General features: G+C 61.6%; 21 protein-coding genes and 1 pseudogene. 18 read left to right on the forward strand and 4 right to left on the reverse strand.

The features are described 5' to 3' along the window. Positions 1–12 precede the first annotated feature (12 nt). The 11 genes and pseudogenes from OMK73_RS11665 to OMK73_RS11715 all read left to right on the forward strand — a co-directional run bounded on the left by OMK73_RS11665 (position 13) and on the right by OMK73_RS11715 (position 6,706). Entirely contained in the window at positions 13–225 is a 213-nt protein-coding gene (locus OMK73_RS11665) for a phage baseplate assembly protein (protein WP_267602211.1), read from the forward strand. Positions 226–239: 14 nt separating this feature from the next. Next, positions 240–530 carry a hypothetical protein gene (locus tag OMK73_RS11670; protein WP_267602212.1) on the forward strand — a complete coding sequence of 97 codons (291 nt, stop codon included), beginning with the start codon at positions 240–242 and terminating at the stop codon, positions 528–530. 48 nt (positions 531–578) lie between these two features. Then, a complete protein-coding gene (locus tag OMK73_RS11675; RefSeq protein WP_267602213.1) occupies positions 579–1,025 on the forward strand; it encodes a phage GP46 family protein in 447 nt (148 codons plus the stop codon). Further along, positions 1,025–2,139 (forward strand): annotated as a pseudogene (locus OMK73_RS11680) (baseplate J/gp47 family protein). Before OMK73_RS11675 ends, OMK73_RS11680 begins: the two are co-directional and overlap by 1 nt. Continuing rightward, the gene (locus OMK73_RS11685) at positions 2,139–2,807 is read left to right on the forward strand and encodes a YmfQ family protein (RefSeq protein ID WP_267602214.1); all 669 of its coding nucleotides are present in this window, start codon (positions 2,139–2,141) and stop codon (positions 2,805–2,807) included. Before OMK73_RS11680 ends, OMK73_RS11685 begins: the two are co-directional and overlap by 1 nt. A gap of 14 nt (positions 2,808–2,821) precedes the next feature. Further along, positions 2,822–3,325: a hypothetical protein gene (locus OMK73_RS11690; RefSeq protein ID WP_267602215.1), complete on the forward strand. Its 504-nt coding sequence runs from the start codon at positions 2,822–2,824 to the stop codon at positions 3,323–3,325. Next, positions 3,297–4,163, forward strand: coding sequence for a hypothetical protein (locus OMK73_RS11695; protein WP_267602216.1), 867 nt, complete (start codon positions 3,297–3,299; stop codon positions 4,161–4,163). Before OMK73_RS11690 ends, OMK73_RS11695 begins: the two co-directional genes overlap by 29 nt. A 2-nt stretch (positions 4,164–4,165) precedes the next feature. Beyond that, positions 4,166–4,351: a hypothetical protein gene (locus OMK73_RS11700; protein WP_267602217.1), complete on the forward strand. Its 186-nt coding sequence runs from the start codon at positions 4,166–4,168 to the stop codon at positions 4,349–4,351. Between the two features lie 58 nt (positions 4,352–4,409). Then, positions 4,410–4,700, forward strand: coding sequence for a hypothetical protein (locus OMK73_RS11705; protein ID WP_267602218.1), 291 nt, complete (start codon positions 4,410–4,412; stop codon positions 4,698–4,700). Positions 4,701–4,703: 3 nt separating this feature from the next. Further along, on the forward strand, positions 4,704–5,393 hold the full coding sequence (locus OMK73_RS11710; protein WP_267602219.1) for a hypothetical protein: 690 nt from the start codon (positions 4,704–4,706) through the stop codon (positions 5,391–5,393). A 215-nt stretch (positions 5,394–5,608) separates the two neighbouring features. Beyond that, positions 5,609–6,706 (forward strand): SGNH/GDSL hydrolase family protein, encoded by a 1,098-nt coding sequence (locus OMK73_RS11715; RefSeq protein WP_267602220.1) that lies wholly within the window; start codon positions 5,609–5,611, stop codon positions 6,704–6,706. Positions 6,707–7,131: 425 nt separating this feature from the next. Here the strand turns inward: OMK73_RS11715 and OMK73_RS11720 are convergent, their stop codons facing one another. After that, positions 7,132–7,632 carry a DUF6988 family protein gene (locus OMK73_RS11720; protein WP_267602221.1) on the reverse strand — a complete coding sequence of 167 codons (501 nt, stop codon included), beginning with the start codon at positions 7,630–7,632 and terminating at the stop codon, positions 7,132–7,134. Between the two features lie 528 nt (positions 7,633–8,160). Here OMK73_RS11720 and OMK73_RS39115 point away from each other — a divergent pair. From OMK73_RS39115 to OMK73_RS11745, 5 genes are all read left to right on the forward strand, one after another. Then, a complete protein-coding gene (locus tag OMK73_RS39115) occupies positions 8,161–8,706 on the forward strand; it encodes a glycoside hydrolase family 19 protein (protein WP_267606334.1) in 546 nt (181 codons plus the stop codon). A 292-nt stretch (positions 8,707–8,998) separates the two neighbouring features. After that, positions 8,999–9,328 (forward strand): hypothetical protein, encoded by a 330-nt coding sequence (locus tag OMK73_RS11730; RefSeq protein ID WP_267602222.1) that lies wholly within the window; start codon positions 8,999–9,001, stop codon positions 9,326–9,328. Beyond that, a complete protein-coding gene (locus tag OMK73_RS11735; protein ID WP_267602223.1) occupies positions 9,325–9,816 on the forward strand; it encodes a hypothetical protein in 492 nt (163 codons plus the stop codon). The genes OMK73_RS11730 and OMK73_RS11735 overlap by 4 nt, the downstream gene beginning before the upstream one ends. Next, a complete protein-coding gene (locus OMK73_RS11740; protein ID WP_267602224.1) occupies positions 9,803–10,228 on the forward strand; it encodes a hypothetical protein in 426 nt (141 codons plus the stop codon). Before OMK73_RS11735 ends, OMK73_RS11740 begins: the two co-directional genes overlap by 14 nt. A 103-nt stretch (positions 10,229–10,331) precedes the next feature. Next, positions 10,332–10,517, forward strand: a complete 186-nt coding sequence (locus OMK73_RS11745) for a hypothetical protein (protein ID WP_267602225.1) — start codon at positions 10,332–10,334, stop codon at positions 10,515–10,517. Positions 10,518–10,772: 255 nt separating this feature from the next. Here OMK73_RS11745 and OMK73_RS11750 read toward each other — a convergent pair whose 3' ends face one another. Together OMK73_RS11750 and OMK73_RS11755 are read right to left on the reverse strand one after the other, a co-directional pair. Further along, positions 10,773–10,913, reverse strand: coding sequence for a hypothetical protein (locus OMK73_RS11750; protein WP_267602226.1), 141 nt, complete (start codon positions 10,911–10,913; stop codon positions 10,773–10,775). A 354-nt stretch (positions 10,914–11,267) separates the two neighbouring features. Further along, the gene (locus OMK73_RS11755) at positions 11,268–12,038 is read right to left on the reverse strand and encodes an alpha/beta fold hydrolase (protein WP_267602227.1); all 771 of its coding nucleotides are present in this window, start codon (positions 12,036–12,038) and stop codon (positions 11,268–11,270) included. A gap of 122 nt (positions 12,039–12,160) precedes the next feature. Between OMK73_RS11755 and OMK73_RS11760 the strand changes: the two genes are divergently transcribed. Further along, on the forward strand, positions 12,161–12,997 hold the full coding sequence (locus OMK73_RS11760) for a helix-turn-helix domain-containing protein (protein ID WP_267602228.1): 837 nt from the start codon (positions 12,161–12,163) through the stop codon (positions 12,995–12,997). Here OMK73_RS11760 and OMK73_RS11765 read toward each other — a convergent pair. Next, positions 12,987–13,556: a VOC family protein gene (locus OMK73_RS11765; RefSeq protein WP_267602229.1), complete on the reverse strand. Its 570-nt coding sequence runs from the start codon at positions 13,554–13,556 to the stop codon at positions 12,987–12,989. The genes OMK73_RS11760 and OMK73_RS11765 overlap by 11 nt on opposite strands. A gap of 354 nt (positions 13,557–13,910) precedes the next feature. On the opposite strand from OMK73_RS11765, the gene OMK73_RS11770 reads away from it, so the two are divergent. Continuing rightward, positions 13,911–14,909 carry a fumarylacetoacetate hydrolase family protein gene (locus OMK73_RS11770; protein ID WP_267602230.1) on the forward strand — a complete coding sequence of 333 codons (999 nt, stop codon included), beginning with the start codon at positions 13,911–13,913 and terminating at the stop codon, positions 14,907–14,909. Positions 14,910–14,927 lie beyond the last annotated feature (18 nt).

A 14,927-nucleotide genomic window follows, 5' to 3' on the forward strand; every position in this document is an offset into this window, starting at 1 on the left:
GCTCGATCACTTGTGACCACTGTCAACGATGCGGGCGGCGTCCAGATGATGCAGGTCAAGCTGAATGCGGAGGAGACGCGAGATAACACGCCGCGCGTCCCTGAGTTCGGTTTGGCCTCAAATCCGCCGGTCGGATCGGACGCGATCGTGGTTTTCCTCGGCGGTGATCGCTCTCAAGGGGTAGTGCTCGGCACCGTGCACCAGGTGTCGCGGCCGAGGGGTTGAGTCCAGGTGAAACCATGATTTACAGCCAGGACGGAAAGCAGGTTTATCTGACGGCCTCGGGCGGAATCTTCGTGAAGGCGAACGGGCAGCCTGTCGAAGTCGACGGCGCGACGACGGTTACGATCAATGCGGCAACCAAGGTGCGCATGGTCACGCCTCTGTTGGAGTGCACTGGCGACATCATCGACAACGCCGACACGAATACGCACACGATCGCGCAGATGCGAGTGCTGTACGACGAGCACACCCATGGCGGCGTGCAGTTTGGCTCTAGCAACACTGCGGTCCCAAGCAATTCGATGTAGTACGTCACCACCCAACTCAAGCCCGCTTCGGCGGGCCTTTTTACGCCCATGGCCGACACAAAGACAGTATGGGATGCCGCGAATTCGCGCGGCGATTGGCAGATTGCGGGCCCGCTTCTCGCCTCTGGTGATGACTTGCAAACGGCCATGCTCATCAGCCTGTTCACTGACAGGATGGCGGATGACAGCGACGTGATCCCCGGCGGCACAAATGACCCGCGTGGATGGTGGGGCGACGACGGGCAGACGGTCAAGATCGGCTCCCGCTTGTGGCTGCTGTCGCGCGAGAAGCAGACGCAGGAAACACTACAGCGCGCCTATGACTACATCGTTGAGGCGTTGCAATGGCTTATTGACGATGGGGTGGTTGCCAAGTTCGACGTGCTGGTCGAGTGGACGAAAACAGGCGAACTCGGCGCGCACGTCGTCGCCTACAAACAGGATGGCTCCGCGGCGGCAAGTGCTTACGCGTGGGCATGGCAAGGGATTAACTAATGCCGTTCTCTAGGCCCACACTCTCCGATCTGCGCAGGCAAGTCGCGTCGGATATTGCGTCCAGCGTGCCGGGCTCTGACCCGCTGCTTAGGATTGCGAATCTGAAGGTAACGGGCGATGTGCAGGCCGGTCTCGCTCACCTCCACTACGGCTACCTTGACTGGATCGCCAAGCAAGCCGTCCCCTATACCGCGTCAGGGGAGTTCCTGGAAGCATGGGGCGCATTCAAGAATGTTTATCGCAAGGCGGCGACCGCGGCGTCTGGCTCTGTCACGTTCAGCGGCGCGGTGGGAGCGACGATCCCATCGGGCTCCACAGTAGTCCGCGGCGATGGCGAGACATACGCGACGCAATCTGTTGCTGTGGTCGGGTCTGGCGGCACGGCGGTGGCCACCGTACTCGACAGCACTGCCGGCGCAAACGGTAACTGCGCGTCTGGCACGGCGATGACACTTGGATCGGCGATCACTGGCGTCCAATCCATTGGTGCGGCGTCTACTGCGATTGCCGGCGGAGCGGACGCAGAGGGGACGACGATTTCTATGCTCGCGTTCTCGGCGCATTCCAGCTAGTCCCGCAAGGCGGCGCGGGAAACGACTACGTGACTTGGGCGCTGCAGGTGCCTGGTGTGACCCGTGCTTGGTCCAATGGCAACGGTTTCGGCGCAGGAACGGTGGTTGTCTATGCGATGCTTGATGATGCCGAATCAGCCCACAACGGTTTCCCGCAGGGTGTGAATGGCGTTGCAACAAGCGAGACGCGCGGAACGCCAACTGCCACCGGAGATCAACTGATCATCGCCAACTACCTCTACGCACTACAGCCGGTTACGGCGTTGGTGTATGTCTGTGCGCCCACCGCAGCGCCGCAGAATTTCACCATCAGCGGCCTGTCGTCGGCGACGACTGCGACCAGGGCGGCCATCTCCGCGGCGATCGCTAATGTATTCGTGCAGTACGGGACCCCGAAGGGCGGAACGGTTGCCTTGTCTTACATCGAGTCGGCCATTGCTGCGATCCCAGGTACCGCTGGGTTCGTCATCACGGTCCCGGCGGGGAATATCACTACGACGATCGGTCAACTCCCGACCGTCGGCACGATTTCATACGTCTGATGAGCGCGCCAAACTATTCCGCGGCCGACTACCTGGCCGCGATGCAGGCGCTCATGCCTCGTGGTCGAGTATGGCCGAGAGATGCTGACTCAACCCAATCCAAAGTTTTGGCCGGTCTAGTCCAGATTTATGCCAGAAACAACGCGAGAGCAAGTGGACTCCTGATCGACGCGTTCCCGGTCACGACTGTCGAATTGCTGCCCGAGTGGGAATTAACGCTGGGCCTCCCGGATCCATGCGCAGGCGTCTCGCCAACGATCCAAGTGCGTCGAAACCAAGTCGTCGCGAAACTGGCGAGCAGCGGCGGCCAGTCGGTCGCTTACTTCATTGGTCTGGCAGCGAATCTCGGGTACGACGCCCAGGTCGAGAACCACGCGCCGTTCCGCTGCGGGCAGAGCCGTGCGGGGCAACCGGTTGGGTCGCCGGATTGGTTCTTTGCTTGGTCGCTTCACGCTCCATCCGCATCGGTAATTCGCTTTCGAGCCGGCCAGTCGGCCGCAGGCGAAGCGCTCGGGAGTTGGGGTAACGCCGTTCTTGAGTGCGAGATCAGGGCGGTCGCTCCGGCCCATTCCATTGTTCTGTTTGCCTACGACCTACCGATTCCGGTGGTCACCTATCTAGGGGCGCCAGTCGTTGACGGGAGCGGTGCTCCGGTTGTTGCTCTATAAGGACTCATCTCGATATGTATCAGATCGACAATTCGACTGCGGCAGCGACGCAGCCGTCGTCTACGGCCCCGGGCTCCGCCGGCTTCTTCACGGATGGGAACCCTGCTACGGGCCTCGCGGCGACGATTTTGCCCGCCGAATGGCTGAATGCCGTGATGCTGGAGCTGGCAAACGTCGTGACCAGCGCGGGGCTCACACTCAACAAGGCGGCGTTCAATCAACTCTTGTTGGCGATCAAGGCAATTGGCAGGCAGTCAGTCATTCTCGCGGACACCGGCGCAGTCAACGCTTATGCCGCAGCCAATTCGACGCCGCTTGTCTCCGGTGTCTCCGGTACGCTGGTGCATGGCGTGCGCCAGTCGGTCCAGATCGCGAACGCCAATACGGGCGCCTCGACCTATGCTCCCGATGGTCTCGCAGCAAAGCCGATCTACGGCCTGAACCTCTCGCCACTGCAGGGAGGAGCTTCCTGCAGGCGGCATCGCAAACATGATCTACGTGGTCAATGCTGCGATTAACTCCGGCAACGGTGCATGGATCCTGCTGGAGTGCACCGGCGGTGCGCTTCAGGTTGCGCCGGCGACACAGCCGCAGCATGCTGTACAACTCGGCCAAGTTGGCCACGGGCAATGCCGGTTGTCCGTTACTGATGCAACGCACCTTAAGCTTTCGCCTTTCAATGGCAACAATCTGATCATCAACGGCGTGCCGCAGCAGATTCCGGGCGCTGGCGTGACGATCACCAATGCCAGTTTGGCGGCATCGACCCTGTATTACGTCTACGCGTACATGAACGCGGGCTCGATCGCGCTGGAGCTATCGGCGACGGGGCACACCACCGGCACGACCGGCATCGAGCAGAAGACCGGCGATGCAACGCGCACGCTGGTGGGCATGATCCGGACGACGAGCGCATCGCAGTTTGCGAACTCAGCGCTGCAGGTCTTCTGCCTGAACTGGTTCAATCGCCAGTTGCTGCGCGGCATCGCGACGCTGCTCACGGACGTGAACTTCACCAACAACAGCTCCGGTGAACTCACGTCGGCGTTGCGTGTTGAGTTCATCGTCTGGGCCGATAACGATGGCGGCCTGACGCAGACGAATGGGCGGATGTCCTGCAATACATCAGGCGGCGCTGTCCAGGCCCTTCAGTGCATGGATGGCGCGGCTTACGGCAACCTGCAAGAAATGAGTGTCTCCGGCACGACCTTCAGCCGCCTGCCATTCACTAGCGGCACGCTCGTCAATGGCCTGACCGAGGGCTATCACCTATCCACACTTTTCGGGGCAACCTCGAGCGGCTCCAGCGCGACGCTGCTCGGCGGCGCTAACAACCTCGTCCAAGTCAGGGGATAACCATGAAGGCAATCGGACCCACGTTCTTCGTTGAGCTCGTCACGCATGGCGGTCTAGTTGGCGAGCATTTCAGCTGGTCGCCGAATGGCCACATCGAGTTCTTCGACGATACACCTCAGGACGTACAGGCCGGCGTGCTCGCTGTCTACGACGCACACGACCCGACCAAGACGCTGCCTCCGCAGTAAGAAAACCACACCAACGCATCAAGCCGCCTTCGGGTGGCTTTTTTAATGGGTACCAGACATGGCTGGGAAACAACTGAAGGATTTTCAAGACGCGGGGCCGCTCTCGGACGCCGACATCCTCTATGCCGCGCAATCCGGCGCCGAGAAGAAGGTCCCCCGGGGCGCCGTTGCGGCACACCCGTACTTCCCCACCTTCGCCGCGCTCTCGGCCGCGCTGGCAGCCGGCCAACTCACCCTGCCGCGCCTGGTCATGGTCACCGCTGACGAGACCAAGAACGGCGCGCCGGCCATGTATTTCATCGATGCCAGTGGCCTCGGCTACTGGGGCGCCTTTGTGCGGAGCTTCTAAGACATGACGACCACAGTATTCTTCCCGGCCGGCGCGCCGAATCAGTCCGCCTCGGGGACGCTCCAGAGTGTCAACGACGCCGTCCAGCTCGCCACCGACAGCCTCGGCAGCGTCGATTTCGCGCTGGCCGGCACGCCCGTAGGCGCCACGGTCGCCTTCGAGGGCACCTCGGACGGAACCACCTGGTACGCCATGAAGGCCTACCCGAAGGTACCTGGGTCCGCTGGCTCGACCACGGCCAACGCCGCCGGCAGCTACAACGTCACGGTCGGCGGTGCGGCGAAAGTCCGTGCGCGGCTGACGGCGATCACGTCTGGGTCGTTCACCTGCGTGGCGAATGGGACGGCGGGTGCTGGGCACGTTGGGGTGAAGAACGGCGCCGCTGCAGACCTTCAGACGACCCCGGTTCCGGCCAGCATCACGCCGACGGATCGTAGTGGGTCGATCACGACTGGCGGCACTGCGCAGGCGCTCATGGCTGCGAATGCCAACCGGCGCGGGTGGTCGATCCAGAACAACTCGTCAGGCGATCTTTGGTTGAATGAGATCGGCGGCACAGCAGTCATCGGCCAACCCTCCCTGCAACTCCCCGCAGGCGCGCTCTACGAATCGCCCGCGTCCTACTGCTCGCCGTCCGCCATCAGCATCATTGGCGCGACGACGGGGCAAACTTTCACCGCTCGGGAGGCTTGATTATGCCGATGTCTGGGGTACCCCTTTCCGTGCTTAACGCCAAAGTAAAAGCATATTCGTTTGGCGCACGCTCGCTCTCGGGAGCAAGTAAATACTTTGGGTCTTGCATTAACAATGCTACGTATAACCAAACGACTGGGCTGTCTGCGCTGGTCGGTTCGTACGGCTTGAAGTTGGAGGCTGAGGCCCCGTTTGACGTAGTTCGGATCGTTTGGGTGAATCGCGCTGGCAATGCGATAAATAACTGTACCGCATTGGTCGGCGTGACGGAAACCGCTGCTACCGATACGACGAACAATACGGCACAGGTCGTCATTGGCGGCATTCCCTACCCGCAACTTGCCCCTGCTGGCAGCATCGCCGGGTGGCGGCCCGTTACATGGGGAGGGGCGTCGTCTGTCAACATTCCGTCGGCAGCGAGTGCTAGCCAATACGCCGTGTCGGACTGGATCCCCCTGTCCTCTATCCCACGTGCGGACGGCGGCACTCGCCCATTGATTATGGTCCGCACGCAGCACGATGGGTCGGTCGACGGCAACTTTGCGTTCCTTGGCGGCCCCGGCCTCACAAACAACCGCACCCCAAGTTCTGCGAATCGCGGCCGCTTCACGCAGTTTACCGGCTCCACTACAGGCGTTTCTAATCCAGCAGCAGTGGGGTCATTGACTGGAAATAGCTTCGAAGTCTTCCCCGTTTTCCGCTACAGAGCCGCTGCGCTCTCCGTTATGGTTAGCGGTGATTCGACGGAGCAAAATGACGCCCTGGTCGCCGCCGGCTTTACATCGTGGGGGTATCGCGGCTGCGCAGACGTGTCCACTCAGTCGCGCCCTATCAATTACCTAAACTGCGGTTGTTCAGGAAAGAATTCCAATGAATATTGGGCGAGAACGCAAGAGCTTATTAGTGCCGGGGTTGTTCCAAACGTTCTAGTTATCGGTCCGGCAAGCGTTAACGATGTGTACTCGAATTTGGATAGATCATTTGAGAGTCACAGGGCAAGGGCGCTTGAAATAATTGAATTCTGTAATAGCAAAGGCATTAACTATCTTTGCTTTATCCCGCTGCTCCCATTTAATTCCAATAATGCGCAGCAAGACGGGTACAGGGTTGCATTTAATAGCTACCTGCAGACATTGGCCGCTGCTAATCCGGGATGCTCTGCATTGACGTTTCCCGGGCTGGGTGATGGCGCGATGCCCGAAAGGTGGGTACCCGCAAACAATTATGGTGGGGACGGTACCCACCCCACTGAAGGCGCGATTGACACAATCATGGCACCCTCATTAGCCGGTTATCTGCGCTCCATTCCGTAGCCAACCACAATCCCGCCCCAAGCGGGCACTACATCCGGGGTCACAAATGTCCGAACCAATCAGCGGCGCGTAATCAGATCATCAATCTGTTGAGCCGGCTCCCGCTACCCAGGCGTGGAGCCGGTTTTTCTTTGTGCGCGCGGTTCTAGGGCGCTCATAGGGCGCACTCCGATACCCACCGTGACGGCCCGAGCGATGCTACTCGTTTTTGTTTCACCAGCAATCAGCGGACTCTCGCCGGTTCGACATTCGAGAAGAATCCGTGGATCTAGGGGTGGGTCAGGTTTCCTTGTATCGTTTTGCATTCGGACATGTAGTCCGAGGCTCTGGCGGAGACGCGACGGCGAAGATTTTCGTCACCGGCAATCGATGCCATCTCAAGCATCGCGAGGAGCCCAAAAACCCTGCTTTTCGTAATACGAAGATCACCTCTTCTGCAACATAGCCGCGGGACTCCCCTCGAATCCCAGCCGCCTCTTGGCTTGCATCGGCCCGGTGTGTGCGAAGTCACAGAGGATGCGCCAGTAGTCAACCCTGAATTTGGAGGGGACGGCGTTTCCCTCGAGGGCGGCGCCAATATCTGCGACAAACTTGCTGCTGTCTTTCAGATGCGGCAGTGTCTTTTGATCCTGCGCCTCAAATGCGGCAACCTGAACGACACTGGCGCATCGATAGAGCCACATGCCACGAACGAAGGATTCGTAGATACCGCGACCGAGGGCATGGGCCGCCCCATGCAGACACGCTCTCGTGAGAAGCAGTACGGCTTTTTGGTGCTCGAGAGTCTGGTCGAGGCAGGCTGCAGCTAAGACTGATTGAGGGTCCGATGGAACGTGAGACCCGCCCTGGTCATCCAGCCATGCGGCCAGCGCGAAAAGACGCTCACACTCCCCATCTACCGCCTCGTGCTCTCCGGCTTTCCACATAGTGCGCTCCAAGTGGCCTCAAAGCGGCAATTAGATCATCCTTCCGTCCTGTTCAATCCTGAAATTGCAGCTACGCCGCCTACGGGCGGCTTTTTCTTGTGCCCGCCCACTGCGGCCTTTTTATTTCCGGGGAACCACATGTCCGAGCCGATCACCGGCACCACAGTAAGCGTAGCAGGCTGGAAACTCATCGGCGGCTTGGCCGGCGCGGGCGCCATCGGCGCTGGGCTGGCCGCGCTCGTCGTCATGTGCATGACGTGGCCGCGCAGCCCAAAAGAGTGGGCAGTCGGTGCAACTAGCACTATCGTCGGCTCGATCTGCGGTGGGGCAGCCGTAATCATGAAGTTTGGCCTGCTGTCTTGGGCGAACGAGTACATCGGGCTGGTTGCGCTGCTTGGGTTGGCATTCGCTTGCGGGTTGCCGGCCTGGGCCATCGTCCGATGGACCTTCAACTTCATCGAGAAGCGCCGCGACAAGGACCTGGCCGAGGTGGCGGGGGAAGTGCGCGACGCGGTGACGGGGGCAATCATGGCTGATGCGCTGGTCACTGCCGCGCAGCTGCGCGCCATCATGCCGCTGGCCGGCGCGCGCGCCGATGCGTTCGCCGCGCCGCTGGCGGCCGCGATGCTGCAGTTCGAGGTCAACACGCCTACGCGCGCGGCTGCCTTCCTGGCGCAGGTTGCGCACGAGTCCGGGCAGTTGCGGCTGCTTCGAGAAATCTGGGGCCCAACGCCGGCCCAGCGCCGGTACGAGGGCATGGCGGATCTGGGCAACACCGAGCCGGGCGACGGCAAGCGGTTCATGGGGCGCGGCCTGATCCAGGTCACCGGGCGGAAGAACTATCTGCTGTGCGGCTTCGGCCTGCACCTGGACCTGCTGACGCATCCCGAGCTGCTCGAGCAGGCCGTGCACGCGGCGGCGTCTGCCGGCTGGTACTGGCACACCCACAACCTGAACCGCTTTGCTGATGCTGGCGACTTCGTCGGCCTGACGCGGGCCATCAACGGCGGGATCAATGGCATTGCCGAGCGGCGGGCGTTCTGGGCGAAGGCCAAGGCCGTCTTGCTCGCCTGACCACCATTCACATCACCATCAGCCCCGCCGCGCGCGGGGCTTTGCTTTTCTGGAGCACTGCAATGGAACAGGAAAAGAGCGTCGCGCACCTGCACGACATGAATCACTTCGGCATTCAGAGCTACCCGGATCGCCTGGTTCCCTGGCGTGATGCCGCGGCTCCCAACATCGAGGTCGGCAAGACGACCGGGCGCCTTCGCGCCTGCGGCTACTGCGGATCGATGCACCCGGCCGACGTGGCCACCGCCATCCGCGCCGGCGCGACCGGGCACTTTGCAGACCGGAAATATGGTTGGCCGCACAAGGCGTACTTCGAGAGCATCCCCAATCCCCATGCGGGGATGCTCGAATCGCGTTGCAGCTGCAGCCATCCCCGCAGGCGGAAATCGACGCGGGCAAATGGGTGCGTGTGCCGACCGGCCAGTTCAGCCAGAGCACTGGGGAGCCGACGTTCTCCTGGCACGAGGCCGGCAAGCCCGCAGCGCCGACGACCTACGGGAAGTTCTACATGGTGCATCTGCAGGATGCCACCCCGGAGGACCGGGCGACCATTGAGAAGCATCTGGGTATCGCTTTCGAATTTACGCCGGAAGGCTCCGTCAGCTGGAGGCCGGCGCAATGACTGTGACCCAGACCCACGAAGAGAAAGAGACGCTGTCCGTCGACGTGCTGCTGCCCGGGCACGAGGCGCGCACCACCACGCCCCTGTTCCTGCACTCCAAGAAGGCGCTGATCGAGCGCGAGGGCGGGCGCTGCTTCATCTGCGGCGAGACGGCGGAAGAGAGCGGCCACCCGCTCGAGGCACACCACCATCCCATCGAGCGCTCGCTGGCCAACATGATCGACTGGGCCAGCGTGGCCGCCTTCGCGCGTGACGGCGCTCTGGGCCCGCACGCCGCCGCGTTTGACTGGGACCACTTCGACGCGGCCGACCCGTACACCTTCGTGGACGACATGACGGTCAACGGCCTGCTGCTCTGCAAGGCCCACCATACCGGCAAGGACGAGGGCATTCACGACATGCCGTTCCCGCTCTGGATCGCCCAGAAGTACGCCCGGGAAGGCTACCAATTCACGCCCACGGAGGTGATCCACCATGCTGATTCTTGACGCTATCGGGGCGGCCATCAAAGCCGTCTTCGCCACGCCCGAACGGATCTTCTTCGCCGCGGTGCTGGTGGTGCTGGCGCTGGCCGGCGGTTCGGTCTGGGTCTATCGCGGCGAGCGGGATACGGCGCGCGCGGATCTGGCGCAAGTGCGGAGCGACCTGGTCAAGGCCAAGGGCGACAACCAGGCGCTGGCCGGATCACTGAAGACCCAGAACGATGCGGTGGCCGACCTGCAGGCGCAGGCCAAGATCCGGGCCTATGCCGCGGCAAAGGCCGACGCCGAAGCGCAGGCCGCCCAGTCCAAGTACACGCTGCTGGCCGGCAAGATCCAGGCGCAGGTGCCGGGCTCGGACCAGTGCGCATCGCTGCACGGGCTGCGGAAGACCTTCACGACTGAGCGGGGGAAGCTATGAGACGGCTGCCGGGAATAATCCGTGGAATATTTTTGGAATAATTTGCGCCGCGCTTTGTAGTCTCGCAGGCTGCGCCGCCGCGCCGCAGGTGATCGAGAAGCCGGTGGAGGTGAGGGTGCCGGTGGCCGTGCCATGCAAGACGGCGGAGATCCCCGAGCCGGACTGGCCGCTGGCGAAGGTGCCGGATACGGCCAGCGACTTCGAGTTCTTCCGCGCCGCGCTGGTTGAGCTGGCGCTGCGGGCCGGGTATGAGGTCAGGCTGAAGGCGGCGGTGGCGGCGTGCCAATGAGCGCACGGCGGTGCGGGGGCTGATGGATCTGGAGAACAAGGCTTGCGGCAAACGACGGTAGTAAAAGGCACCCGCTGCCGGGTGGACGCGGGTGCTGAAGGGAAATTGGGTCGATCCGCGTTGACCCGCACGTAATTTAGTAAATTTAGGCCCGGGAAAACATAACTCTTTCGGCGGGTTTACGCGGTCCCCAGTTTTTGGCACTCGGATGGCCATGCGAAGGCTGGCCGGCGCCTTGTGATTACTGGCGTCGGCTCAGGCGACGCCCCTCTCTCCGAGGATCAGCGGCGCCGGCTCTGCAGCCATGAGTTCGGGCGGATAGTCCAGGGGCGGCGGCTCGACGCCAAAGACGTCGCGCAGCAGCTGGCGCTGCACCGGGGCATAGTTAGTGCACATCCTCATCTCCTGGCAACGGTGTGAGCGGCAACACCCGCCGCGCCTTCTCCGCGACGCGCCGTTTCTCGCCCACGGTACACTTGGGTGGCGGCTATTCGAGTCTTGGAAGGGCATTCGAGGATCGAGTGGTGTTTGCCCCCATGTAGCCCCCATAAGCTACATAAGCGATTGATTTGTAATGACTATGCGTGCCCCTCCCTCGCACCAAAGTCTCTTTCCGCACTATCCAAATCCACACCAAAGTAGGCCGCAAACCTAAGCCCCACAAGGGTTTCTAGGCTTCTGCACGCCCCCGGCTTCCGTGTCGGGAAAGCCGCACAAAAACCCACGAAACTACGCCTCATTAGTCGAAGTTCATATTTCCATTGAAAGAAAGCGCTCAATCGAACTGGCGAGCGCCACTGGCGTTTCGTCCATCGGATAGTGCCCTGCGTTCGGCATGACCTCGATGGATGCGTTCTTGAACCAGCGAAGCGTGGTGGCTTCCATCCGCTCGAGCGTCAAGGCGGGGTCGTGCTCCCCGACGACGATATGCAAGGGAGTGGACGACTCAGACACGCGCTCGACGAAGTTGGTTTTTGCCCAGGCAACCAGGTAAGCAGCAAATGCCCTCTTGTCGGACAGCTTCATGGAGCGCATGGCCATCCCCGCCACCCAATGCTTTGGCAAGCGTCCTCCCGTGGAGCTGTCGATGATCGCGCGTCGCGCAGCTTCATCCTCTGCCGCCGCGGAAAACAGCGACCAGGTCGCTTCGTCAAGCGGCATGCCGCTTGCGGGAACAGGCGTGATGGCGAATAGCCGGCCGACCCGGTGCGGTGCCTCAACCATCACACGCTGGATCGCCATGCCGCCCATTGAGTGGCCCATCAGGTGAAAGCGGTCCCATCCGAGCTCGTTGGCCAGCTGCAGCGCATCCTGGGCGATTTCATACATCGTCCATTCGCCCGGAACGTCGATGCGAGCGCCATAACCCCGATAGTCGAGGTAAGCTATCGTGTAGCGGCTGCTATCGAGCAAGTCGGCCAGAGGCTTCCACGCCTGGGCGTTGCCGAACCAGCCGTGCAAACCAATGACACGGATCGGGCCGTGGCCGAGCACGAGGGCATTCAAGGTAGTCTTCAGCATGGGTTTGTCCGCGCAAGAGGATGAGGAGCAGGGTAGGGGCAACCCACTGGCACCGCTATCCCTGCCGTCCGCTGGCTTACCGGATTGTCCGGACTTCAAGTCCGCGCGAAGGAGGGGCAGAGATGAAAGACACAGCGCGTTCTGTGGCTGTGCAAGGCGCGTTTGGTCGCATTGGCACTCACACGACGCCGAGGGCGCTGGTTGAGCATGCACACAACGAATTCAACTTCGTGTTCAAGCTCGGCGGCTCGGACACCGGATTTCGCGTAGGGCGCAAGACGTGTCAGTTGACTGATGCGTCTGCCATCGTCATCAATCCCTGGATGCCCCATGCAAAGCTGGCGAGCGAGGCAGGGCCCACCACGGTGTTCACGGTCCTGCTCCATCCCGCATGGCTGGGCGAACTGCTGAAACTGGGTCCTCTGCCGTTGGTTCGGCTATTCGGCGAACCTTGCGTGGCGCTCACCGCTGATATTCAGAGTATCGTTTTCCGACTGTCGGCATCAATGAATTCCGGTGCGCTGTTTGGCGAAGCCATGCACGAGGGACTCGTGGGTGAACTGGCGATCGCCGTCACTGATACCTATGCCGCATCCGACATGCGCACCAACTTCCATCGACGCGACCGACCGATGGACGCTCGAATCTCGCGGGCAGCGGTGCTGATCAAGGACCAGGCAAAGCAGAACCCCAACCTGGACGATATCGCCGCTCAGGTGGGTCTTTCTCGCTCGCGCTTCTTTGAGCAATTCAAAGCATGCGTCGGTGCGTCGCCGCAGCAATTCATGGATTGGGCTCGCATGGCGGTGGCCACCCGATTGCTCGCCGAAACGAAGGAGAGCGTTGCCGAGGTTTCAGACGAATTGGGTTTCGCTGCGCCCAGCCACTTCGCACGTTTCTTCGCTCAGCACATGGGCGTTCCACCCGGCGAGTTCAAGCGCGGGGTGATCAGCGAGTAGATTCATTCGATGCACGATTGCGCGCATAACCGGTCTTCGCGCCAAACAGCTTTTCGCGCTGGGACCAGTCGTGCGTCTGCTCCCACAAGGCGAGCACGTTAGGTGCCTCGGCCTCGAACTCTTTAAGGCGCTCGGGAGCGCAAGTGTTTGTCGTGAGTTCCAGACGATGGCCGGAAGGGTCAAAGAAGTAGATCGACGTGATGAAGCCATCGTGATCCGTGGGCCCTATCACCTCGAGTCCGAGCGTCTCGAAGCGAGTTTTTGCCGCCATCAGCACGTCGGTGCTCTCAACCTGGAACGCGAAGTGCTGGATCCAGTCTGGCGATGTGCGATCTTTGACGTCCCCCGGGTCGTTGGGGCATTCGAAGAAGGCGATGCAGCTACCGTCCTCCATCTCGAAAAAGATGTGGATATGAGGGCTGTAAGCGCCAGTGGATGGCACATGGTCCTCGCCCATTGCATGTGAGAACTTCAAGCCCAGGACTTGGGTGTAGAAATCAACCGTCGCTCGTGCGTCCACGCAGCGGTAGGCAGCATGATGAAGTTTTTTGCAGAGCATCGTTGGTCTCCGGGGGGATGGTTAGTGAAGGATCCATTGGCATTGTTGCCGGTGCTGGCGGCAACCTGCCCCCAGCGCGCAATTTGTCTCTGGATGCGTTCCAGCATCGCCTCGCCACTGGCACTCGAGTAGCCGATGTCCAAGCCCCTTTGGACTCGGGATATGTGCACTGCAGTCTAGAAATGTTCGGCGCGCGGGCGATAACGGCTTTGTCCGGCGAGTTACCCAATCGTCCGGAATTGCGCGCCCCGCAATCGGTCGGACGATTTGATCTGTTTCCGGAGCCCACGGTTAGCGCCAATTGGTCGTCGATCTCTATAGTTGCTTCGCCCACACAACGACATCGACGCACCCATGAAACTTGCTAGTCTCAACAATGGCACTCCCGACGGCCAGCTAGTCGTGGTCAGCCGGGACATGCGCACAGCCAGCGCGGTGCCAACGATCGCGGCCACAATGCAAGCTGCTCTGGACCGCTGGACTCAGGTCTTGCCCGGTCTGCAGCGCGTATATGAGCGGCTCAATGCGTCGGACTGTCCGGATGCATGGCACTTCGATCCGACCGCCGTCGCTGCGCCGCTGCCGCGCGCATACCAGTTCCTCGATGGCAGCGTCTATCCGTCACATATGGCGACAGTCCGGAAGGCCAGAGGCGCCATCATGCCGGCGGGGTTCGAGACCACGCCGCTTCTCTATCAGGGAAACTCTGACCGCTTCCTGGCCCCAACTGAGCCCATCCTGCATGCGCAGGATGAAGGCTACGGCATTGACTTCGAAGCTGAGGTTGTCGCGGTGACCGGAAACGTTCCCCAAGGAACCCGTTCAGCATCGGCTCGCAGCGCGATCCTGCTGCTGGGGTTGCTCAACGACACGTCCTTGCGCGGGGTGATTCCTGACGAAATCGGCCGAGGCTTCGGCTTCATGCAGGGCAAGCCGGCGCGCACGATGGGGCCTGTGTTCATCACCCCCGATGAGGCAGGCCCGTTGTGGGACGGACGTCTGTTATCCGGGCGCTATGTCTGCGAAGTCCGCGGTGAACGCATCGGCGAGCTGGACCCAGGCATCGACGCGATGTTCGGTTACGACGACCTGATTGCGCACGCGGCGCGCACGCGGGATCTGGGGGCCGGCACGGTACTCGGGCTGGGCGCCATCGCCAACCTCGACCGCCGTCGCGGATGCGGCTGCATCGCCGAGCTCCGAGCCTATGAACAGATCGAGCAAGGACAGGCGCGCACACCATGCCTGCGTTTCGGCGATGACGTCTATCTCGAGCTTTTTGCTCCCGAGGGGACAAGCCTGTTCGGTGCCATCCGCCAGCGCGTGGGGCGCTTTGTGTCCGTCTCAGGCTGACCAACATTTGGAGGACGT

The sequence above is a fragment of the Cupriavidus sp. D39 genome (assembly GCF_026627925.1).
GTDB classification, from domain to species: domain Bacteria; phylum Pseudomonadota; class Gammaproteobacteria; order Burkholderiales; family Burkholderiaceae; genus Cupriavidus; species Cupriavidus ulmosensis.